20 protein-coding genes are annotated in these 20,682 nt (G+C 58.6%); 7 read left to right on the plus strand and 13 right to left on the minus strand.

Features of this window, described 5'->3' with window-relative positions:
* Positions 1–319: 319 nt before the first annotated feature.
* From V1288_RS31360 to V1288_RS31370, 3 genes are read right to left on the minus strand one after another with little or no spacing between them, the layout of a single operon-like run.
* Positions 320–2,290: a calcium-binding protein gene (locus tag V1288_RS31360; RefSeq protein ID WP_334360703.1), complete on the minus strand. Its 1,971-nt coding sequence runs from the start codon at positions 2,288–2,290 to the stop codon at positions 320–322.
* Entirely contained in the window at positions 2,290–3,984 is a 1,695-nt protein-coding gene (locus V1288_RS31365; RefSeq protein ID WP_334360704.1) for a calcium-binding protein, read from the minus strand. The genes V1288_RS31360 and V1288_RS31365 overlap by 1 nt, the downstream gene beginning before the upstream one ends.
* Before the next feature lie 19 nt (positions 3,985–4,003).
* On the minus strand, positions 4,004–4,234 hold the full coding sequence (locus tag V1288_RS31370) for a hypothetical protein (RefSeq protein WP_334361453.1): 231 nt from the start codon (positions 4,232–4,234) through the stop codon (positions 4,004–4,006).
* A gap of 90 nt (positions 4,235–4,324) precedes the next feature.
* Between V1288_RS31370 and V1288_RS31375 the strand changes: the two genes are divergently transcribed.
* Positions 4,325–4,720 carry an enolase C-terminal domain-like protein gene (locus V1288_RS31375; RefSeq protein WP_442893880.1) on the plus strand — a complete coding sequence of 132 codons (396 nt, stop codon included), beginning with the start codon at positions 4,325–4,327 and terminating at the stop codon, positions 4,718–4,720.
* Between the two features lie 336 nt (positions 4,721–5,056).
* On the opposite strand, the gene V1288_RS31380 is transcribed toward V1288_RS31375, so the two are convergent.
* From V1288_RS31380 to V1288_RS31405, 6 genes are all read right to left on the minus strand, one after another.
* Positions 5,057–6,118 carry a Bug family tripartite tricarboxylate transporter substrate binding protein gene (locus V1288_RS31380; protein WP_334360705.1) on the minus strand — a complete coding sequence of 354 codons (1,062 nt, stop codon included), beginning with the start codon at positions 6,116–6,118 and terminating at the stop codon, positions 5,057–5,059.
* Between the two features lie 118 nt (positions 6,119–6,236).
* Positions 6,237–6,815, minus strand: coding sequence for an aromatic-ring-hydroxylating dioxygenase subunit beta (locus V1288_RS31385; RefSeq protein WP_334360706.1), 579 nt, complete (start codon positions 6,813–6,815; stop codon positions 6,237–6,239).
* Positions 6,754–8,019 (minus strand): Rieske 2Fe-2S domain-containing protein, encoded by a 1,266-nt coding sequence (locus V1288_RS31390; protein ID WP_334360707.1) that lies wholly within the window; start codon positions 8,017–8,019, stop codon positions 6,754–6,756. The genes V1288_RS31385 and V1288_RS31390 overlap by 62 nt, the downstream gene beginning before the upstream one ends.
* Before the next feature lie 110 nt (positions 8,020–8,129).
* On the minus strand, positions 8,130–9,074 hold the full coding sequence (locus V1288_RS31395; protein ID WP_334360708.1) for a LysR substrate-binding domain-containing protein: 945 nt from the start codon (positions 9,072–9,074) through the stop codon (positions 8,130–8,132).
* Between the two features lie 106 nt (positions 9,075–9,180).
* A complete protein-coding gene (grxD, locus tag V1288_RS31400; RefSeq protein ID WP_247829583.1) occupies positions 9,181–9,507 on the minus strand; it encodes a Grx4 family monothiol glutaredoxin in 327 nt (108 codons plus the stop codon).
* A gap of 360 nt (positions 9,508–9,867) precedes the next feature.
* Complete coding sequence (locus V1288_RS31405) at positions 9,868–10,362, minus strand: winged helix-turn-helix transcriptional regulator (protein ID WP_334360709.1); 495 nt, start codon at positions 10,360–10,362, stop codon at positions 9,868–9,870.
* Between the two features lie 250 nt (positions 10,363–10,612).
* Between V1288_RS31405 and V1288_RS31410 the strand changes: the two genes are divergently transcribed.
* The 6 genes from V1288_RS31410 to V1288_RS31435 all read left to right on the plus strand — a co-directional run bounded on the left by V1288_RS31410 (position 10,613) and on the right by V1288_RS31435 (position 17,326).
* A complete protein-coding gene (locus V1288_RS31410; protein WP_334360710.1) occupies positions 10,613–11,587 on the plus strand; it encodes a zinc-dependent alcohol dehydrogenase family protein in 975 nt (324 codons plus the stop codon).
* 61 nt (positions 11,588–11,648) lie between these two features.
* A complete protein-coding gene (locus V1288_RS31415) occupies positions 11,649–12,266 on the plus strand; it encodes a hypothetical protein (RefSeq protein WP_334360711.1) in 618 nt (205 codons plus the stop codon).
* A gap of 591 nt (positions 12,267–12,857) precedes the next feature.
* Positions 12,858–13,574, plus strand: a complete 717-nt coding sequence (locus tag V1288_RS31420) for a hypothetical protein (RefSeq protein ID WP_334360712.1) — start codon at positions 12,858–12,860, stop codon at positions 13,572–13,574.
* A 40-nt stretch (positions 13,575–13,614) separates the two neighbouring features.
* A complete protein-coding gene (locus tag V1288_RS31425) occupies positions 13,615–14,106 on the plus strand; it encodes a (2Fe-2S)-binding protein (RefSeq protein ID WP_334360713.1) in 492 nt (163 codons plus the stop codon).
* The gene (locus V1288_RS31430) at positions 14,103–16,475 is read left to right on the plus strand and encodes a xanthine dehydrogenase family protein molybdopterin-binding subunit (RefSeq protein WP_334360714.1); all 2,373 of its coding nucleotides are present in this window, start codon (positions 14,103–14,105) and stop codon (positions 16,473–16,475) included. Before V1288_RS31425 ends, V1288_RS31430 begins: the two co-directional genes overlap by 4 nt.
* Positions 16,472–17,326, plus strand: coding sequence for an FAD binding domain-containing protein (locus tag V1288_RS31435; RefSeq protein ID WP_334360715.1), 855 nt, complete (start codon positions 16,472–16,474; stop codon positions 17,324–17,326). The genes V1288_RS31430 and V1288_RS31435 overlap by 4 nt, the downstream gene beginning before the upstream one ends.
* Here the strand turns inward: V1288_RS31435 and V1288_RS31440 are convergent.
* The 4 genes from V1288_RS31440 to V1288_RS31455 all read right to left on the minus strand — a co-directional run bounded on the left by V1288_RS31440 (position 17,306) and on the right by V1288_RS31455 (position 20,669).
* On the minus strand, positions 17,306–17,809 hold the full coding sequence (locus tag V1288_RS31440) for a winged helix-turn-helix transcriptional regulator (protein ID WP_334360716.1): 504 nt from the start codon (positions 17,807–17,809) through the stop codon (positions 17,306–17,308). The two genes, V1288_RS31435 and V1288_RS31440, sit on opposite strands and share 21 nt — an antisense overlap.
* A gap of 125 nt (positions 17,810–17,934) precedes the next feature.
* Complete coding sequence (locus V1288_RS31445; RefSeq protein WP_334360717.1) at positions 17,935–19,254, minus strand: CaiB/BaiF CoA transferase family protein; 1,320 nt, start codon at positions 19,252–19,254, stop codon at positions 17,935–17,937.
* A complete protein-coding gene (locus V1288_RS31450) occupies positions 19,202–19,999 on the minus strand; it encodes an enoyl-CoA hydratase/isomerase family protein (RefSeq protein ID WP_212419621.1) in 798 nt (265 codons plus the stop codon). The genes V1288_RS31445 and V1288_RS31450 overlap by 53 nt, the downstream gene beginning before the upstream one ends.
* A gap of 169 nt (positions 20,000–20,168) precedes the next feature.
* Complete coding sequence (locus tag V1288_RS31455) at positions 20,169–20,669, minus strand: TetR/AcrR family transcriptional regulator (protein ID WP_334360718.1); 501 nt, start codon at positions 20,667–20,669, stop codon at positions 20,169–20,171.
* Between the last annotated feature and the right edge of the window lie 13 nt (positions 20,670–20,682).

Here is a 20,682-nt window from a genome sequence, read left to right on the forward strand (position 1 = left end):
CCGGCGCATGTCGTAGCCGCGATTTTTGCGAGGAAGCCATGGCGCCGCTGTGGCAGGCTTAGCCAATCCACGGAACGGCCGAAGTCAGAGCGTGGATACGGTATTCTGCCTTCCGGGCGAAGGTTTCCTCGCTGCGATTGACGCGTTTGCCGCCGCCCTCGCTCGCTGCGCTTGGGCGGATGAGGCGAGCGATGGCGGCACTGAGGGGATGGTTCGGCCGAACCCCATGGTCGAATTTGCAGAACTTGACGCACTTAACTGAGGGTTCTCATCTGTCGGGCCGTTTCACACGACCCGACGGTACAGCTGATCGGATCGCTCACACGATGTGGAAGTCCGTCTCGTGCAGATTGACAAGTGATACATTCTTCAGAAGCACAGTGTTGTTTGCGTCAATGGTGATCAAAGTATCGCTGCCCGACGCTGTCGCAGCGGCAAGCGCAGCCGCCGCGTCCGCGAAATTACCATCCCGGAATTCAAGCAGGTCGCTGCCCACCGTGAAATCGGTAACGACATCCTGGCCAAGATTGGTTCGGAATACGAAAGTATCGTTACCCACGCCTCCGGACATCGTGTCATTGCCCGCTGCACCGGCGATGGTGTCGTTCCAGGCAGTCCCGGTGATCGTATCGTTTCCGCTGGTGCCGCGTATCGCTGCATTGGCATTGATCGTTGCGAGATCCCAAGTCTGACCATTGGCGAATTCGATCTTTTCAAGGCCCCAGTTTGCCGTCTGAGAGTAGAACTGCTCATCGAACGTGATGGTCTGCCCGTTCGAATTGACGGTGGCGACCAGATGTACGCCTACGCGGCTGAATGTCAGATCGCTGGCATTCAAATCGGTGAAGCGAAGGGTGTCGACGTCCGTTGTGGAGCCGGATTCGTCATTGATGTAATCGTTGCCGTCACCAAGCGCATAGACGTAGGTGTCACTGCCGGCCCCGCTGTTGAACTGGTCGTTACCCAGGCCGCCCCTGAAAACATCATTCCAACTGCTTCCGGAAATCGTGTCGTTTCCACTGGTGCCTCGAATCCAGGCATTGGCGTTGATCGTCGCAAGATCCCAGCTGGTACCGTTCGCGAATTCGATCTTTTCAAGGCCCCAGTTTGCTGTCTGAGAATAGAACTGCTCATCGAACGTGACGGTCTGTCCGTTCGAATTGACGGTGGCGACCAGATGCACGCCCACCCGGCTGAATGTCAGATCGCTGGCATTCAAATCGGCAAAGCGAAGGGTGTCGACGTCCGTGGTGGAGCCGGATTCGTCGTTGATGTAATCGTTGCCGTCACCCAGCGCATAGACGTAGGTGTCACTGCCGGCCCCGCTGTTGAACTGGTCGTTACCCAGGCCGCCAAGGAAGACGTCGTTGGCAGAGGTCCCATTCAACGTGTCGTTGCCGGCCGTTCCCCGTATCCAGGCGGCGCTGAGAATTTGACCGCGATCCCACGCGGTGTTGTCTGCGAATACTACCTGCTCGATTCCGCTCGTGCCGCTGAACTGATCCTGAACCGTGAGTGTCTCTCCGGTCGAAATGATCCGGATCTGGAGATGATTGTTGTTGCAGCCGAAGGTGACGTCCGAGGAATTCAGACCCACCAGCTTGACGACGTCGGCACTTCCGTCGGTTGCGCCCTCGGCGACCGTGTCGTTGCCATAGCCGGTGGCGTAGATGTAAGTGTCGCCGCCGCCCCTCCCTTCCAGATAGTCGTTCCCGCCCTTGCTATCGATCGTGTCTGCGCTTCCACTGCCGTAGATGTTCTCGCCCGAGGCAGTGCCGCGATACCACGCCGCAGTCTGAATCTGGCTTCGATCCCAGGTGGAGCCATCGGCGAACAAGACCTGTTCGATACCGTTGGTGCCGTTGAACTGGTCCTGGACGTAAAGGGTCTCTCCTGTCGAATTAATCTGAATCACTAAGTGATTGCGGCTGTTGACATGGATGAAGGTAACGTCCGATGGATTGAGACCGACCAGCTTGACGACGTCGGTACTTCCATCGGTTGCCCCCTCGCCGATGCTGTCGTTGCCGGATCCGGCAGCGTAGATATAGGTGTCGCCTCCGCCGCGACCTTCCAGATAGTCATTGCCGCCCTTGCCGTCGATCGTGTCGGCGCTCCCGCTGGCGTAGATGTTCTCGCCGGAAGCCGTGCCGCGATACCACGCCGCGGTCTGAATCTGGCTTCGATCCCAGGTGGAACCATCGGCGAACAAGACCTGTTCGATACCGTTGGTGCCGTTGAAGTGGTCTTGGACGTAAAGGGTCTCTCCTGTCGAATTAATCTGAATCACTAGGTGATTGCTGTTGTTGACATGGATGAAGGTAACGTCCGATGGATTGAGACCGACCAGCTTGACGACATCGGTACTTCCGTCGGTTGCCCCCTCTCCGATGCTGTCGTTGCCGGATCCGGCAGGTAGATATAGGTGTCGCCTCCGCCGCGACCTTCCAGATAGTCGTTGCCGCCCTTGCCGTCGATCGTGTCGGCACTCGTGCTGCCATAGATGTTCTCGCCGGCGGCCGTGCCGCGATACCACGCCGCGGTTTGAATCTGGCTTCGATCCCAGCTCGAGCCGTCGGCGAACAAGACCTGTTCGATGCCGTTGGCGCCGTTGAACTGGTCCTGAACAGTGAGGATCTCCCCTGTCGAATTGATCTGAATCTGGAGATGATTGCTGTTGTTGGCGTGGATGAAGGTAACGTCCGACGGATTGAGAGCCAGCAATCTGACAACGTCCATGCCGGTATCGCTGCTGCTCTCGGCAATCGTATCGCTCCCCGAACCTACTCCGTATAGATACGTATCGCCGCCACCTCCGCCGGTGATGTAATCGTTGCCGCCCCCACCATCGATCGTGTCTGCACCAGACGTTCCGGAAATGCTTTCGTTAGCGGACGTACCGAAGATTGCAGCCATTGCCTGAATCTGAGCGCGAGTAAGACTCGATCCATCGGCGAAAATGAAGGTTTCAACGCCATTGTCACCGCTGAACTGGTTCTGAACCCGCAACGACTCATTGCTGGACAATATCTTGAGAACGAGATCGTTTCCGGAACGGCCGATCTGGATGTCGGCCTGATTGAGGCCGACGAGCTTCACGACATCGCCATTGCCATCGCTCGCGGCGACACCCTCAACGACTGTGTCGTTACCCGACCCGACGCCGAACAGATAAGTGTCGTTGCCGCCGTGACCGATGAGGGTATCGTTGCCGCCCCGGCCATCGATGGTATCGCCGGAGGAACTACCGTCGATGGTTTCGCCTGCGCTGGTACCGACGAACCATGCGGCCGTCGCGATCTGCGCGCGGTCCCAAACGGTGTTGTCCGCGAACTTGATCTGCTCGATGCCGGCAGTGGTAGCATTGAAATGGCCCTGCACCTTCAGGACCTCGCCGGTTGCGGTGAGCGTGATGTAAAGATCGTTACCGAGACGGCCAAGCGACACCTCGGCCGGATTGATGCCCATGAGACGAACGGTATCGGTATCTGATCCGCCGCCGTTCTCGAGGATGGTATCGTTGCCGGAGCCGGCGCCCCAGCGATAGAAATCGGAGCCGGCCTCGCCGCGCAGGGTATCGTTGGCCGCCCCGCCGTCGATCACGTCGATGTCGCTGGTGCCGATAATGGTATCCGCGCCGCTGGTTCCGGCGTGAGTCAGGACCGAGCCGTCGTTGGCGACCGCGAGCGCCAGGACCATCTGAGCGGTCCAGACCGTGCTGTCGTCGAACCGGATGCTCGACATCGGACCCGACCCGTTGAACTGCCCGCGGATGGTGATGCGGCCATCGGCGCCGTTGCTGCCAATCAGAACGATGGCATCGTTGCCATTGCGGATGATTGTCAGCTCATTTGGCGCGATTCCCTGTAGGACCAGCGTGTTCGATCCCGAAGAGCTTTGGTCATCGATAACGTCGTTGCCGTCGCCGCGCGCAAAAACATATGTGTCGTTGCCCGAGTCGCCGACCAGCCGATCGTCGCCCATACCCCCGGTCAGGGTGTCGTCACCGCCACGACCACTCAGCGTGTCGTCGCCCGCGCCGGAGAGCGGGCACCAGGTCGGCCGCCGTAATGCCGGGGCCAAACTGGATCGTGTCGTTGCCGCCCCAGCCGCTCAAATACTCCTTGATGGTGTCCTGACCATCGCCCCGGTTGAAGACGTAGGTGTCATCTCCGCCATCGCCGCTCAGCGTGTCGTTGCCAGTCCCGCCAATCAGAACGTCATTTGCCGCCACGGCCGCTCAACGTGTCGTCGCCCGCCCCGCCCGAGATCCTTTGCGCGCGCCACTGCGGTCGCAACGGCTGGAGGAGAAGCGCTCAGAAGCGTGCGTGCCTTTCGCGATTTTCTCGCCGCAGGCACCTTCGATATTCTTCAACCCGACCTTTCGATATGCGGAGGCTACAGCGGCTTTCGCCAAATTTGGGCGCTCGCGCAAGCCTACGACCTGCCCATCATGCCCCATGTGTTTGGCACGACTGTGAACTTCCACGCCTCGCTTCAAATGTCGGCGGTGCTTGAACCGCGCCGCGGCGGAGCTTGCGCCGCGTATCCATTTGTAGAGTGCGACATGATGGACAACCCGCTCCTGCGCCTTGCCGGCACACCGTCCGTCAGCCGGCATGGCATGCTCGCGATACCGGAAGCCTCTGGGACGGGACTGGACTTGCAGCCCGAACGGCTCGAGCCATGGATCACTGACTCCTGGTCGGAGCATCTTTAGGAAAGATGCACGGCCTCTGGAACGCTTATTCCGAACGCAATATGCTCTCCGCAGTCGCGTCACAACGATCTGCCCGGCCGCCTCAACAGGCTGAAACAAGGATGCGGAAGCGACGGCAATGACCCTCCGCTCGCCCGCACATCGGGCCCGAACAATCGATCAGGTCAAACAGCGCCCCTGAAAACGACTTTGACCGGCGGCAGTGTGGGAGCCCGAATTCGGGCCTGAGACCTCCCAACCGCCGAAGCCCTCGCATCCAATTGCGCGTGGACATGCCCTGCTCGCCACTTTTGGCCGAGAACATCGACATCGGCCAGGTAGGTGAACTTGCGTCGTCTACTCTATGATTGCCGCGCCAGAGCTCTTGATAACGTCTCCCCACTTTTCATTTTCATGCTTAATGAATAGTCCGAAATCCGGACCGAACACTGTACCTACTTCCGCGCCTGTCACTTCGAAGCTCTTTCGTACGCTCGGGCTCGACAGAGCCCGCTCAATGTCAGCAGTCACTTTGGATAAGATATCGGTTGGCGTTTTCGCCGGAGCTAACACCCCGAACCAAGAAGACGCCTCAAAACCAACCAATCCCGCCTCATCAAATGTCGGCACATCGGGAAGTGAGCTCAATCGCTTGGGGCTTGCAACGGCCAAGGCGCGCACGGTGCCGGCCTGAACCTGTGGGATGACGGTTGGCAAGTTGTCGAAAAGAATGGGGACGTGGCCTGCGATAACATCATTCATCGCCGGCGCAGCACCCCGATACGGCACATGCCTTAGTTTGGCGCCCGACATCTTCTTGAATAATTCGGCCGACAGATGGTGCGTCGATCCAATTCCAGACGAAGCGTAATTGAGCTCTTCGGTTCCGTGTTTCGCCAGATCCAAAAGCTCCCTGAGCGTTGAGGCAGGCAATTTCGGGTTGACTATCAAGACGATTGGAACGGTTGCCAACAGGGCAACAGGCACGAAGTCCCTCGCCGGATCAAACGGCAATTTCCTGTAGAGCGATGGATTTATGGTAATTGGACCGGGTGAACTGACGAGATAGGTGTACCCATCTGCCGGCGCGTCAGCTGCCACCTGGGTACCGATATTTCCGCCCCCGCCAGGTTTGTTCTCGATGACGACCGGTTGTTGCCATATCTCACTAAGCGCCTGCGCCAGCATACGCGCCGCCGCGTCGTTTGACCCGCCCGCAGGATTCGGAACAATGAGTCGGACAGTCCGCGTCGGAAATATCTCGGCTCGGGCGGCGCTTACCTGAAGTATGAAGGAAGCGGCAAGCAAATACAGAACTAGTCGTCTCACGGCTACTCCTCCCGTGGCTGGTCGATCTACTGTGCGAGTTGAATCCACCGGGCTTTTTCCGTAGACGAGCTTGCCGAAATTTTCCTTCATGCCGGCACCCTTGGCCTCTTTAGCCGCCAGACTGCGACCGTCCCTCCGGCACAAAAACGACAAGGGCGGATCGTCAGGGCAAACGACGCCACGGAGTTGACCGAGCGCAAGTGGTCATTTAGAGCGGGACAACGAGCAGGATATCGACATTTCGCGAATCCAGGACGACGACACGCTCCTTGAACTTGAGGGAACCGCCCTCCTCTTGAATCACATCGAGATACTTTCCGGTGGCATACAGATCCATCCGGCCGGTCTCCATGATGCGAATGACCTGAAAGTTGGAACGCGAAATCACGCAACCGGTCGCCTTGTCATACGACATGGTGGGATAGCCGATGATATGGTTGTAGGTATGCGGTTCGAAGATATTGGCGGTATGGAAAGCCCTGACCCGATCAATCATCATTCCGCGACCGACACACCGCATGATTCCGATAGGCAGGCCAGCCTCGTGATTTTCCTTGGTCGTGATGAGATAGATGCCGTTCGGCACGAAGAACTGCGGCCAAAGATCGATCTCCCCATCGTCCATCGCATGACCGTATGAGGCAATCAGGTCCGCAGCTTCGCGGTATTGGTCACCGCTGACTTGCGCGACCGGCTTTTCGATTACGCTGGGCATGGCTTGCTCCTCAGAATCCCATGATGCCGCGGTAGCCCTGCCAGAAACCGCGGACGGCAGTCTCCGTCGCACGAGAGTTCTTCTCGGATTCGGCGACCCGCCCCCCCATTTCCATGAAAGATGAGCATTCCGGATCGTTGCGGGCGCCGCGCTGGACGAATTCGTTGATACAACCATCCTCCAGCGAGACCAGACCTGCCGCACCCGTCAGATTGCTCTGCATGATGCGCATTTGCGATTGTTCCTCGGTGTCGCGATCATAGCCGAGGTAAACCCAGAACAGCTCGGTCTTGTCGACTCCCTTCGGCGCAAAGAAGCGGATGGCGAGCGAATTCAGTGTGAACTGAATGCACATGTTGGGAAAAACGGTCTGGATGCTGTGGGTGATGCCGTCGTCGAATTCCTCCCAGGCCTCCAGTAACCCCGGCCCCTCGAGAGCGGATTCATAGTTGGCCGAATGGACCTTGGCCTCGGAATACTCGGCGGCTTCTTGCAGCTTGGCGCGGCGCGCGAAGCTCAAATGGTGCCACTTCTCATCGGACAGGATGATCCCGCCGTCCATATCCAGGCGATTTACCTTGAAGGTCGTATAGAAGGTGTGGAGCAGGGTTGCGTGATATGAGTCGCGCAGATTTTCGGCATATAGCTTCCAGTTATTGTGAATAGTCTGGCTGTGCGTGCCGAGGACACGAAGCGGGCGATCAAGATTTCTCTTGATGAACTGCGCCATGTCGGGACCCAGATAGGTTTCGACGTCCTCGACCTCGTTGGAAAATGTTCCGAAGATAATTCCGCAGAACTTTTCGATGCGGATCGGTTGAAGGCGATGCTTGGCGACGTCGAAATCGCTTGGCATCCCACCCTGTCCGCGTATCCCGTTACGAAACGCGACGCCCTTTAATTGTCCGTCGAGGCCGTAATTCCAGGCATGATAGACGCAGGTAAGGCTCGCGACATTGTCCTGCTTCTTGAGGCACACCAGCGCGCCCTTGTGAGCGCAGCGGTTGACCATCGCATGGACCTCGCCCTCATGGTCCCTGGTCACGATGATTGGCGTTTCGCCGATCACCGTTGTGCGATAGTCGCCCGCCTTCGGGATTTCGACGTCCAGACAAAGATAATTCCAGCAACGCCCCCTGAAAATCCGCTCCTGCTCCAGCTTGTAGATTTCCGGATCGGTAAAGAGACGATAGGGCGCACGCGCGACGCCTTCGGCGGGCCATTTGAAATCCAGTGCCCCGGCAGAGGCAGAACTCGGAAGCGGTGTCGTAAGCATCTCGTCATTCTCCCTTGTCTCGCCGAATTTAGAGGCGTTCAAAAGAGACTACCGAACCGAGCGACGTAATTGCCAATAATCATTTGAGCGAAATAAATAAGTAAATCGTATCAGGGGCGGTTCACGGTCGCTGGACGCGCCGATCTCCTCAACTGATCAACAATAGCGATGACCGCTGGCGCCCGCTCCAACTTGCGATAGACCATCGCCAGATCGGAGTGCTGATTGATCTTTGCCAACGGCCTATACACCACATCGGCAATTTGCAGATGACGAAGCGAGTCCGGCACGAACGCCACGCCGAGACCGCCAGCAACCAGACCTGCCAGAGCCGTGAATTGTCCCGCGCGTTGAGTTATTTGCGGCGACAATCCGCCCTTGGCGCATATCTGGGCAACTTGCGCGTTGAAACCACTTCCCTCCTGGATCTGGACGGCAACGAACGGCTCGGACCTCAACGCTTCTAGCGTCACGCTCTTTTGCCGCGCGAGCCGGTGCCCGCGCGGTATCGCCAATATGATTGGCTCGCGGTGCAGCGATACGATCGCTAGGCCGGGCGGCAGTGATTTCACCGGAAGACGCAGGATACCAAGATCAAGCCGACTACTGCTGACGTCGTCCAATTGCTGAACAATCCCGATCTCGTTTAGGCGAAACTCCACGAGAGGATTGGCTTCGCGAAAGCGGGAAATTGCTTTCGACAGAACGCCGGTGAAGATGGCTGAACCCACATATCCAATTTCGATATGTCCCAGTTCGCCCCGGCCCGCCTGACGCGCCACCAGCACAGTCTTCTCGGCTTGCTGGAGGGTCCTGATCGCCTCGTTCAACGTGACTCGGCCGGCGACGGTGAGCTTGACCGACCTTTTCGTCCGATAGAAGAGTTCGACGCCGAGTTCGCGCTCGAGTGCCTGAATCTGCTGCGTGAGCGCCGGCTGCGCGACGCCGAGACGCACGGCGGCCTTTCCAAAATGCAAGCCAGAACTGACATGTATTTCAGGCGACGCAGTTCCATTATCGGCCTCCATGGCAGCCCTGGCGAACCAATGCCGCATTGGCAGACCACCCCTTCTCGGATCTGTAGCACCGCCGCAGCGCTTCGCAGTCGCTAACATGGCCTACAGGAACAACCGGGGATCTCGATGTTGCGGCAGCGTGCGCTCAGGACTGCTCTGCTTGCGGCTGCTTCAGGAGAAGGGCCTGCAATTCCCCAGATCGGAACATCTCCGTCACGATGTCACAGCCGCCTACGAATTCGCCGCGGACGTACAGTTGTGGAATCGTCGGCCAATCCGAGTAATCCTTGATACCTTGGCGCAGCTCTTCGGACTGGTAGATATCGTGCGATCTGAATGGAACGCCGAGATGGTCGAGTATCCGGACGACTTGCGCAGAGAATCCACAAGCCGGCGCCGTCGGCGTGCCCTTCATGAACAGAAGAATCTCGTTTGCGTTCACTTCGCTGCGAATGAAGTCTGCAACGCTCATGTTTCTCCCCTCGGTTGGTCGGCAAGAGCGATAATAATTACCGCCCGAGCGAGAAATCTATAAGTTCGATTTTAGCACTTACTTAACCGCCGGCTGGAATTCCAGAGGGAGGTTTGCACAATTTCCTGTCAGTCGACGGCTATGCTGATTCGCAAAAAGGGCTAGCTGCAATGCAGCCGACCCAAGGGTCAAGTCAGCGGAAGCCGATACCGCTTGCCTGGGGAGTTTCAATCGCAATAAACGACCCATTCTCAGGAAAGTCAATTCTAAAATAGAATTGACTTAAGTACCTATCCTGAAGACTGTAGCCGGGGAGAGGCACCCCTCATATCTCGTCGCGCTTTTCCCCATGCACCGAAATCATCGTTGATCGAACTTGGTCAGCCGCCACCTCACCAGGTCGTCGGCGCCTGGACCGGCCTGAGGCCGAACATCCCTCATGCGGACCACCTCGCCTGACTTCTCATCCACGAGCGCCAGCTTCACCTGGCGTCCGCTGTTCCTGTTGATGAATTTGAGAGGGGGGCCGGCGTCCCCGGTAATTCCCCATTTGTCCCCGACCTGGGCAAGCGCCTGAACGACGAGGATGACGTCCCTGCCCTTTCGGGTCAGGAGGTACTCGTAACGATCGGGACCCGACTGATACTGCCGCCGCTCGATCAGTTCATTTTCTTCAAGATGCTTGAGGCGGTCGGACAAGGTGGCATGGGTAACATCAGTCGACTTCCTCAAATCCTCGTATTTGCTCAAACCCAGCGACAGGTCGCGCAAGATCAGGACTGCCCAGCGATCGCCGACGGCATCCAGCACCCCGGCGATCGAACAAGCCATTCCCTCAAAACTCTTCGAGCGCATCTGCGTGGACCTCCGAATAACTCTTATTGCCAGAGTAAACTCGCCTGGCCCGCTATCCAAGGCCAGACCGGGAATTTTCATGCAAGAATTCACTTGCCTTCCAGTCACTCTTATTATTAGAGTTAAAGAACACAAGCCCAACCATTTCCGACAGTTCATTATACGAACTTAGCATGGTTTTGTGTCGAGCCGTCAGCAAACCCATGAGATTAGTTGGCGGAATGAGCCATACGGCTCTCGCGGAGGGACAATGAAGTTTTTGCAAATGTCTAAGTTTGGCAATCCCACAGAGGTGGTTGAAGTTGTCGAAAGCGATCCACCCCCACCGCCGGCAGCAAATGAAGCCACGGTCGCAGTCGAATACTCAGCGATCGGTCCCGCTGAACTTCTGATGATCCGTGGCAGGTATGGGATCAGGCCACAGCCGCCGGCGCCGCTCGGGAACGAAGCTATTGGACGCGTTATCGCCGTTGGAGCCTTGGTTAAAAATGTAAAGACTGGCGATCGTGTCGCCATTCCGACCGGACTTCCAGTGTGGAGGCAGGCCATAACGGTCGCGGCCGCCGATCTCATCGTCTTGTCTGAGCAAGCCGATCCGCAACAGCTGTCAATGCTTCGGATCAATCCGCTGACAGCGGCATTGCTCTTGACCGAGTATGTCGAACTCGGCAAGGACGACTGGGTCATCCAGAACGCCGGCAATTCCGGTGTGGGACGCAGCGTCATTGCGTTTGCACAGGAGTTCGGACTTCGCTCGGTAAGCCTCGTGCGCAGACCCGAACTCGTGGATGAGCTGAAGTCAGCCGGAGCTGACGTCGTCCTTGTCGATGGACCCGACGTTGTGAAGCAGGTCGCAGCGGCGACCGGCAATGCTAAAATCAAGCTGGGCATCGACGGCGTGGGTGGCGACTCCTCGCACTCGGTTGCGTCTTGCCTAACGTCGAACGCCAAGATGGTCGCCTATGGCGGCGTCAGCGGAAAGCCCGCGGCCATGAGTCCCCTGAACATTATTTTCAAGCAGGTGACCCTGGAAGGGTTTTGGCTGGGATATCCGCGCTTTCGAGATGCACACGAAAAGCTTGCGGCTCACACGCGGACAGCCGAGCGACTGATCGCCGAAGGCAAACTGTACGTTCCGGTCGCCGGCGTTTATTCGCTCGAGCAGGCAACTCAGGCCATTGCGCATGCGCAAAAAGGCGGGAAAGTCCTTTTGAAACCCAACTAATGGATAATCAACGGTCAGGCGCCCTGAACTCTAGGGCGCCTGAAACCGCAGCTAGTCCGATATGAAAAGCGATGGTCCTAATTCTAATAGGGCGAAGGCGCAAACGAAAGAACAGCGAACTTGCTATACGCACTTTACCGAAGAAGGCGTGCAAAGCATCTACGAACCGGATCGTGTTCGGCTAGAGACAATCGACGGGAAGCTTATTGAGGAGCGTGTACATCCAAGAAAGGCGTTTGAAGGACACACCCTTCAGACTACGTGGGATAGGCAGCATCTGGCCTACTTTTCCGGGTATGCAATTTGGAATTATCTAAATACTCCATTTATGTTTGTCACTGAGAGTGCCAAAGCGGAAGAAATAGATCCGGTGTCCGACCAAGGCACGGTACGCCGGCGGCTGAAGATCACTTTTCCCGAGAAGGTTGGAACTCACTGTCCGGACCAGATATTCCACGTCGATGAAAACGGGCTCATCGCTCGTTTGGATTATACCACACTCGTGGCAGGTGGCGCTCCAGCCGCGCACTACATGTCCGAGTACAAGAACATTCAAGGGATTATGATGCCAACCAAACGGCGCGCGTTCAGGAGAAACCTGGACGGAACTCTAAATGCTGAATCTGTCCTCGTCGGTATTGATATCTCTGCAATAACCTTGACTTACGAAAAGCATTGAGACGACAGGAAGCACGCAAACAAATGGGTATCTCCGTTGTTATGCAAGGGCAGCCTGCCTCAGCGAGGCAAGAGCCGAGCCTGATGACCGGGACCGTCAGTGCCGGCGCATAGAGACCGCCACCTCAGCGGCACAGCGGATCAGCACGGCACGCTGATCGATGTCGGCTTTGTAGATGATCGTGACGTCGACATTGCTGAAGCTGCGGCATGCCGAGGGCCTTTCGAAAGAGGTTCTTTCCAACAGCGATACATTTTCCGGCGAAAGTATTATTTTTCCCTTCGGCTCTGGGGACACTAGCGGTCTGTCAGCAGCTATGAATCATGGCGTCGTGTGTCCCCGGCGATAGCAGAAGGACAGTAGAGTTCATTGCAGACGGTCGGCATCGAGCACCCCGGCGATCGAACAAGCCATTCCCTCAAAACTCTTCGAGCGCATCTGCGTGGACCTCCGAATAACTCCTATTACCAGCGTAAACTCGCCTGGCCCGCTATCCAATGGCCCGACCAGGAATTTCATGCAAGAATTCACTTGCCTTCCAGTCACTCTTATTATTAGAGTTGGTCAATGCACAACGGGAGGGCAATGGATATGAGCGAACTGCGCGACCTTGTCCTCAACGCTCACGGTGTCACACGCTGGAAATCGGCCAGGACGATCGAGGGCAATATGTCGATCACCGGCCTGCTATGGGCAAGAAAAGGCTGGCCCGATGCGCTGAAGCAGGTCCGCGTTACGGCCGATACCGAAAGCCAGCGGGTTTACTATCAGCCGTTTACGAATCCGGACTGGCGCAGCGTCTATGGGCCCGAGGCGGTCGCAATCGAGACATCGGACGGTAAGCCAATCAAGAGCCGGGTAAATCCGCGCGCTTCCTTTCAAGGGCACGCAGTTGAGACGGCCTGGGACGATCTGCATCTCGCCTATTTCAGCGGCTACGCGATCTGGAATTATCTCAACACCCCGTTTCTCTTCGTGCTGCCGGGCTTCAAGACGGAAGAGATCGAGCCATGGGACGAACACGGCGAGAGCCGACGCCGGCTGAAGGTGACATTTCCGGATTCGGTCGCGACGCATTGTCCCGAACAGGTGTTTCATATCGACGGTGAAGGCCTGATCTCGAGAGTTGACTATAGCGCAATCGTAACCGGCGGAATCCCGACCGCGCATTGCACTTCCCAATACCGGGATTTTGATGGCGTCAGGATCGCGACCAGGCGGCGCGCCTATCGTCGAAGAGCCGATGGCACCGCGATCACCGAAGGCGTCGCGGTCGCGATCGATATTGCCGACATCCGGCTCTCATAAAGAAGTACGGCAGACAACGTGCCGTAATCAGGAGCAATGCATGCCCGAACCCGACGATCGTCATGTGGTAACCTTGGAGATCAACGGCACGCGCAAGACCGTCGCAGTGGAAGCGCGAAAATTGCTGGTCCACCTGATCAGGGAGGACCTTGGCCTCACTGGAACGCATGTCGGCTGCGATACTTCGCAGTGCGGCGCCTGCACCGTGGAGATCGACGGACTGGCGATCAAGTCCTGCACTGTGCTGGCCGTGATGGCTGACGGTGCGTCGATCACGACGATCGAGGGCCTGACCGACACAGGGGCCGAACTCAGCCCGGTTCAGGCTGCGTTCCATGAACATCACGCGCTGCAATGCGGCTTCTGCACGCCGGGCATGGTGATGAGCGTGCGTCAGCTGTTGAAGGATCAGCCCAATCCGAGCGAGCACGACATCCGCCACGGCCTTGCCGGCAACATCTGCCGCTGCACCGGCTATCACAACATCGTCCGCGCCATCGAAAGCCTGGCATCGAAAGGCGACCAGCCATGAACGATACAACTGCGATCCGCCTTATCGGCCAGCCGCTCAGACGACAGGAGGATTTCAAATTTCTCGCCGGCAAGGGCCGGTACGTCGATGATGTCAGGTTGCCGGGCATGCTGCATATGGCAGTACTGCGATCGCCGCACGCCCACGCCAAGATCCGAAACGTCGATCTGTCGGCAGCCAAAGTCGCACCGGGTGTTCGCCTTGTATTGTCCGGCAAGGCGCTCGCCGGCAAGATCGGTCCGATCGTGCCGAACTGGGTCATTCCCGGCAGCAAGGTACCGTTCCGTCCGGTTGTCGCGACCGATTGCGTTCGCTTTGTCGGCGAGTGCGTGGCGCTGGTCGTCGCGGAAACGCTGGCTGAAGCCTATGACGCCGTCGGCAGGATCGAAGTCGAGTACGACGTGCTGCCCGCCGTGATCGATGAGGAAGTCGCGATCCGGGAGGGCGCACCGCAGCTCCATGACAACGTTCCGGGCAATATCACCACGATCTACAAAGTACGCGGCGGCGACTACCAGAACGCCGCCCGCGAGGCCGATCATGTCATCGGCCTGCGCGTCGTCAACAACCGCCTGATCCCCACCTGCATGGAAACGCGCGCGATCGTTGCCTCGCCGGAACCGGACGGCACCTTGACGGTTTATATCGGCAGTCAGGTTCCCCACATGCACCGACGCTGGATCGCCGAGACGGTCGGTATTCCCGAGCATCAATTGCGGGTGGTCGCACCTGATATCGGAGGCGGCTTTGGCGCCAAGATGCATCTGTATCCGGAAGACCTGCTCTGCCCCTATCTCGCGCGCGAACTTGACGCACCGGTCAAGTGGTGGGAGAGCCGCTCCGAGAGCCATCAATCGACCAGCCATGGTCGCGCCCATACGGAAAATATCGAGGTAGCGTTCAGGAACGACGGCAAGATCCTCGGCCTGAAGGTCGACACCCTCGGCAACGTCGGCGCCTACCTGTCGAACATGGCGAGTGGCGGTCCGACTGTGAATACCATCAACTTTGGAACCGGCACTTACAAGATAGACAACTATGAGGCTATTTCCCGCGTCGTCGTGACCAATACCGTGCCGGTTGATGCCTATCGCGGCTATGGGCGGCCCGAAGGCGCTTATATTGCCGAGCGCGCGATTGATGCGGTGGCACGCCACCTCAAGCTCGACCAGGTCGAAGTGCGGCGGAAGAATTTCGTTCAATCGGCGGAATTTCCCTATCGGCCCTACGGCAGCACGGGCGTCATGTACGACAGCGGCAATTACCAGGGACTGCTCGACAAGGCGCTCGCGGCTTTCGACTATGAAGGCCGCCGCAGCGAATGCCAAGCCTTGCGCGGAAGCGGCATCTATCGCGGCATTGGCGTTGCCGCCTATACGCATATGTGCGGGATGGCACCATCACGCCGGTTGGCTGTGAGCGGATTCGACCGGGGCGGCTGGGAAAGCGCGCGGGTCAGCATCGACTCCAGCGGACGAGCCACGATCTATTCGGGCTCGATGAGCCAGGGACAAGGCCATATCACGTCGTTGTCGCAGATCGCTGCCGACGTGTTGCAGATTCCGATTGAAGACATCGACATCGTACAGGGCGACACGCGCCAGGTACAGGCCGGCCACGGCACCTTCAATTCCCGTTCGATGGCGGTCGGTGGATCCAGCGTGCACGTGTCCTCCCAACGCATTGTCGCAAAGGCGAAGAAGATCGCGGCGGGCATGCTGGAAGTGGACGAGAAGGACGTTTCCTATTCGGCCGGCGCGTTCAGCGTGCCCGGTACCGATATCGCGCCGCTAACCTTCCCGAAGGTGGCCCGCATGGCCTATGTCGGGCATAAACTGCCGGATGGCGTCGCGCCGGGCCTTGATGAGACGGTGTACTACGACCCGACCGGCATGGGTTCGCCGTCGGGCGTCCACCTCGCTTATGTCGAGGTCGATCCGGAAACCGGGATCGTCGATATCCTCGACTATGTCGCGGTTGACGACGTCGGCACGCTGATCAATCCCCGTCTCGCGGCCGGCCAGATCCATGGCGGCGTCGTGCAGGGCATCGCACAAGCGCTCTATGAAGAGGTCAGCTACGATCCTGACAATGGGCAGCTGCTGACCGGTTCGCTGCTCGATTATGCCGTTCCGCGCGCCGAGCATGTGCCGAACATCCGATCGCTATTCCAGCAAACTCCCTCGCCGACCAATCCGATCGGCGTCAAGGGCATCGGCGAGAGCGGTTCGATTGCCGCCCCGCCTTGTATGGTTCATGCGGTGCTTGATGCTTTGTCACCATTCGGTATCAAACATCTGGACATGCCGCTGACGCCGCCACGGGTCTGGGCGGCGGTGCAACAAGCACGCATGGGAGCGGCCCGATGATCCCCGCAGCCTTCGATTATGTCCGCGCGTCATCGCTCGCCCAGGCGATCGATCTGTTGCGCGACGATCCCGACGGAACAAAGCTCCTGGCTGGCGGCCATACCCTCCTGCCGGCGCTGAAGCTGCGGTTGGCGTCCCCCGAACTGCTGGTCGATATCAGCGGCATCGCCGAGCTCAAGGGAATCGAGATCAGCGAAACCGGCATCAGGATCGGCGCACTGGCCACCCATGCCGAACTGTTTGCTTCCGAGCCCCTGTACAGGGAATTGCCGGTCTTTCGCAGGGCAGCCAGCCTGATTGCCGATCCCCAGGTGCGTAACCGCGGCACGATCGGCGGCTCGCTCGCGAACGCCGATCCCGCGGCTGACTGGCCGGCGGTAGCGGTGGCGCTGCAGGCAGAGATCGAGATCGTGGGCCCGAATGGCCTCCGAAGGGTGGCGGCGCGGGACTTCTTTATCGATATCTTTTCGACTGTGCTGGAACCGGACGAAATTCTCGCAAGCGTCCATATCCCTCGGCCGAGGACTGACATGCACTTCATCTATCGAAAGATCCGGCATCCCGCGAGCGGCTTTGCCGTCGTGGGAATCGCGGTCGGCGTGCGGTTGCAAGAGGGGGCGGTTGACGAGATTTCCATCGGCGTCACCGGTGCAGCGAACCACGCCTTCGCCGGCCAACGCGCTTCCGATTTCCTGATCGGCAAGACGCTTTCGCAGGACAACATCGAACAGACGGCACAATTGCTAAGTGAGACCACCGAGTGCCTCTCCGACCGCTACGCTTCGGCGGAATACCGCGCGAATCTGATCCGGATCGAGACCAGGCGCGCGTTATTTGCGCTTGCGTCGTGAAACGGGAGCGTTCGAGTCGACAACCCCGCGATCGGCAGCATTGCCGCCAAATCGCTTACGATTGAACGGAACAGCACCTGCGCCGGCAACGATCTCGACGTCCTCAAGCCGCAACGGCTTGCCGCCGCTCGTCCGCAACGCCGGATATTCGATCGGTCGTCCGGCGGCGCGTTCGCGGAACACGACCTGCGGCCCTGCGGGCTCCGCCAGCCAGTCGTCACCCCATTTCTTAAGCGCGAGATAGGCCGGAAAGAAATCGCGTCCTTTCTCGGTCAGAACGTACTCATATCGGCCGGCGTGTTCGGGTAGCGGCACCCGTGTCATGACGCCGGCATCAACGAATTTCTTCAGCCGGGTGCTCAAGATATTGGAAGCGATCCCGATATAGTATTCGAACTCATCGAAGCGTTTCACGCCGTAATAGGCCTCGCGCAGGATCAGGATGGACCAGCGGTCGCCGACAACCTCCATGGCGCGCGCCATGGAACATTCCTTGTTTGCAAGACGGCTTCGCTTCACACTGGACATAGCTCTTTCAACCCCGAACTCAACTCATACCATATTGAGCGGGATTCGCGTATGTCCAGTGCGCCCTTCGGCGTTTCTGATCAGGCCGCCTGCCCCGGCTCGGCTTCCGGCTTGGCGACGATGTCTGGCTCTAGCGCACGCCGATGCGAAACGAGCGCGCCCGCTTCGCTTAAGCGTTTCAATTCCGCCTCGCTGAGGCCGAGTTCGCTGAAGACCGCGAAGTTATGCTCGCCCTGAAAGGCAGGTGTGCCAATTGGTGCCAGCTCCTCTGCCGAAAAATGCCACGGCCGGCCCGGCAACCGATATTCGCCGCCGCTGCGGTCAGGGACGCGTTGGACAGCGCCCCAGTAATCGCTCCATTCCGATGCCGTGAGCTCCTTGATAGAACGGATCTCGCCCATGGCGATTTTGGCCTCGTCGAACTGGGCGTCGAGGGTCGCCATATCCGGAAAGGTCAGGATCCACGACTGGATGATCTGATGCAGCACGCCGAAATTCAAGCGGCGCGCGGCAGCGCTGGAGAACCGCGGATCATCCATCAGATCGACCCGGCGCATGGCGCGCAGCCACGACGGAAAGGTCCGGCTGCCAATAATGCTGGTCGCGACCGTGAAATTTTCGCCTTGCGGTCCTGTAAAGAAGGAACAATCAGTGGCGCCGAGCACCGCCGGCTCCGCCCCGATGTCATCATCGGAAAGATCGACGTGCGCGCGTTCGTTGACCGCAAGCAACGTCGCCGCCATTGCGACGTCGATATACTGGCCCCGACCGGTCCTCTGACGGCTATTGAGAGCCGCAAGTATCGCGATCACGGCCTGCAATCCAGCGTAGACGTCGGCATGCGACAGGCTGTCGGTACGCGGCTCCGTCAGAGCGCTGCCATAGTGGCGGACGCTGTTTTCGGTAAAGCCAGCCTCGGCCTGCACGGTTGGCGCATAAGCCATCCTGCTCCGCCACGGACCACCCTGCCCATAACCTGTGATCGACGCGTATATCAGCCGTGGATTGCGTTTCGACAGCGTTGCGTAATCCAGCCCGAAGAAACCCAGTGTGCCTGCCCGGAAGTTTTCGACCAGGATATCGGCGGTGTCGCAGAGTTCAAGCGCCAACTCGTAAGCGCCCGGGATGTTGAGATTGATACTGACGTTGCGTTTGCCGGCATTTTGCTGAGCGTAATAGCCTGACATCCCGTCGGTCGATGGAAAAGCAAAGCGAGAAACGTCGGGGCTTGGTGGTTCGATCTTGATCACCTCAGCGCCGAGGTCCTGCAAGGTCCGGGCACACAGAGGACCAGCCAACACACGGGAAAAATCGACGACACGGATTCCACTCAAGGGGCCACTCATGTCAGCGCCCCGCAAACTTTGCGAGACCCGGGCCGTTCTTGCGGAATGATGCAAGACCGGTCTTGAGGTCTTCCGACGCCCAGATCGGCGCCTGTACGCGTGACATCGCCTCGTCCGCAGCCACCACGCCCTGATTGACGGCGATATGCGCGAGTTCCTTGGTTGCGGCATGCGCCACCGTTGGGCCTTGCGCGAACTCCTCCGCGATGGCCATGGTCGCCGTCTCCAACGATTCCTCCGGGACAGTGAGATTGATTAATCCCCACTTCTCCAGCGTTGGCGCATCGTAGCGCCGCGCCAGCATCGACATCTCCTTGGCGCGCTGCGCGCCGATACGTTGCACCTGCCGCTGGATTCCTCCCAGCAAGGGATGCAGCCCAAGCGTCGCCTCGACTGAGCCGATCTTCGCCGAAGAGGCTGCGATGATGTAATCGCACGATAGCGCAAGCTCGAGACCGCCACCCAGGCAAACGCCGTGAACGCTGGCGATTAACGGGATTGGCAGAAGCTCCATGAAGCGCAAGAATTCGACGCCGTTCAGCCGCCGATTTTCACCGCCCTGATCTGCGCTGCCTGCCTCCACCCGCTTATCGAAGATATCCAGATCTGCGCCGGCGGAGAAATGCCGCAGTCCGCTACGGATGACGATAGCGCGGCTGCCTGCCTTTTGCGCTGCCTCCACCTGCTCCACGATCGCGTTGAGAAGCTTGGGACCGAGCAGGTTGTACGGCCGATAAACCATTGTCAAAACGGAAATATTGCCGCGCTGTTCGCGCGTCACCAACGCATCCTCGGACAAAGCTGCCTCCTGTTCGCCGGCGGCTCTCGCGACCGCATCATTTGATTTGCGAAATGCAGGCTACATCACGGCTTGCATTTTGCAAGTCATAATTTGCATCAAATGGTTTGACGATCGATATGCCGGAGCTGCCCTGGAGGCTGATGGACTCGGAAAGAGGCATTCAGATTCAGTCCGCTGGAGAGGCTTCCGCAGTGGCGCTTCCGGTCTGATCGCGCACGGCCTGCCGACCGGCTTCCAAAAGGGCGTCAGACAGCCGCTTGTCACCCGCCGCACGCGCGAGCACGATCGAACCGACCATAGTCGCAATTGCGCCGGCGGCGGCATGTCGCGCATCTGATGGCGATTTCTTCGGGATCAACCCGGCGATGATATCGATCATTTTCTCCAGCCTGCCTGCAAAGGTACGTCGCGCCTCCGGGCCAGAACGTCCGATATCCGCGGCTAACGCCGGAAGCGCACAACCGCGGGCCGGGTTGTTGCGATGGCGAGGGCTCAGATAGGCCTCGACGACGGCATCAAATCCTTTCTCGGCAGGCAATCCCTGCGTGAGATCCAGCCAATGGGCGACGGTTCGGTCCATGGCCAAAGCGAGCGCTTCAACGACCAAACCGTCACGTGACTTAAAGTAGGCGTAGAAGCTGCCATGCGTCAGATCGGCGAGCTTCATCAGGTCGACTACG

Source organism: Bradyrhizobium sp. AZCC 2176 (genome assembly GCF_036924645.1).
Taxonomy (GTDB): domain Bacteria; phylum Pseudomonadota; class Alphaproteobacteria; order Rhizobiales; family Xanthobacteraceae; genus Bradyrhizobium.

Coding starts and splice junctions, on each gene's coding strand:
- V1288_RS31440 (WP_334360716.1), bottom strand. CDS start 17,809: ATGGCGCGCGCCATGGAGGTTGTCGGCGACCGCTGGTCCATCCTGATC.
- V1288_RS31415 (WP_334360711.1), top strand. CDS start 11,649: ATGAAAAGCGATGGTCCTAATTCTAATAGGGCGAAGGCGCAAACGAAA.
- grxD (WP_247829583.1), bottom strand. CDS start 9,507: ATGAGCGTTGCAGACTTCATTCGCAGCGAAGTGAACGCAAACGAGATT.
- V1288_RS31365 (WP_334360704.1), bottom strand. CDS start 3,984: ATGGGCGACGATCGGCTGGTCGGCGACTCGGGCAACGACACATATGTT.
- V1288_RS31425 (WP_334360713.1), top strand. CDS start 13,615: ATGCCCGAACCCGACGATCGTCATGTGGTAACCTTGGAGATCAACGGC.
- V1288_RS31435 (WP_334360715.1), top strand. CDS start 16,472: ATGATCCCCGCAGCCTTCGATTATGTCCGCGCGTCATCGCTCGCCCAG.
- V1288_RS31395 (WP_334360708.1), bottom strand. CDS start 9,074: ATGCGGCATTGGTTCGCCAGGGCTGCCATGGAGGCCGATAATGGAACT.
- V1288_RS31430 (WP_334360714.1), top strand. CDS start 14,103: ATGAACGATACAACTGCGATCCGCCTTATCGGCCAGCCGCTCAGACGA.
- V1288_RS31405 (WP_334360709.1), bottom strand. CDS start 10,362: ATGCGCTCGAAGAGTTTTGAGGGAATGGCTTGTTCGATCGCCGGGGTG.
- V1288_RS31455 (WP_334360718.1), bottom strand. CDS start 20,669: ATGAAGCTCGCCGATCTGACGCATGGCAGCTTCTACGCCTACTTTAAG.
- V1288_RS31390 (WP_334360707.1), bottom strand. CDS start 8,019: ATGCTTACGACACCGCTTCCGAGTTCTGCCTCTGCCGGGGCACTGGAT.
- V1288_RS31410 (WP_334360710.1), top strand. CDS start 10,613: ATGAAGTTTTTGCAAATGTCTAAGTTTGGCAATCCCACAGAGGTGGTT.
- V1288_RS31380 (WP_334360705.1), bottom strand. CDS start 6,118: ATGAAGGAAAATTTCGGCAAGCTCGTCTACGGAAAAAGCCCGGTGGAT.
- V1288_RS31420 (WP_334360712.1), top strand. CDS start 12,858: ATGAGCGAACTGCGCGACCTTGTCCTCAACGCTCACGGTGTCACACGC.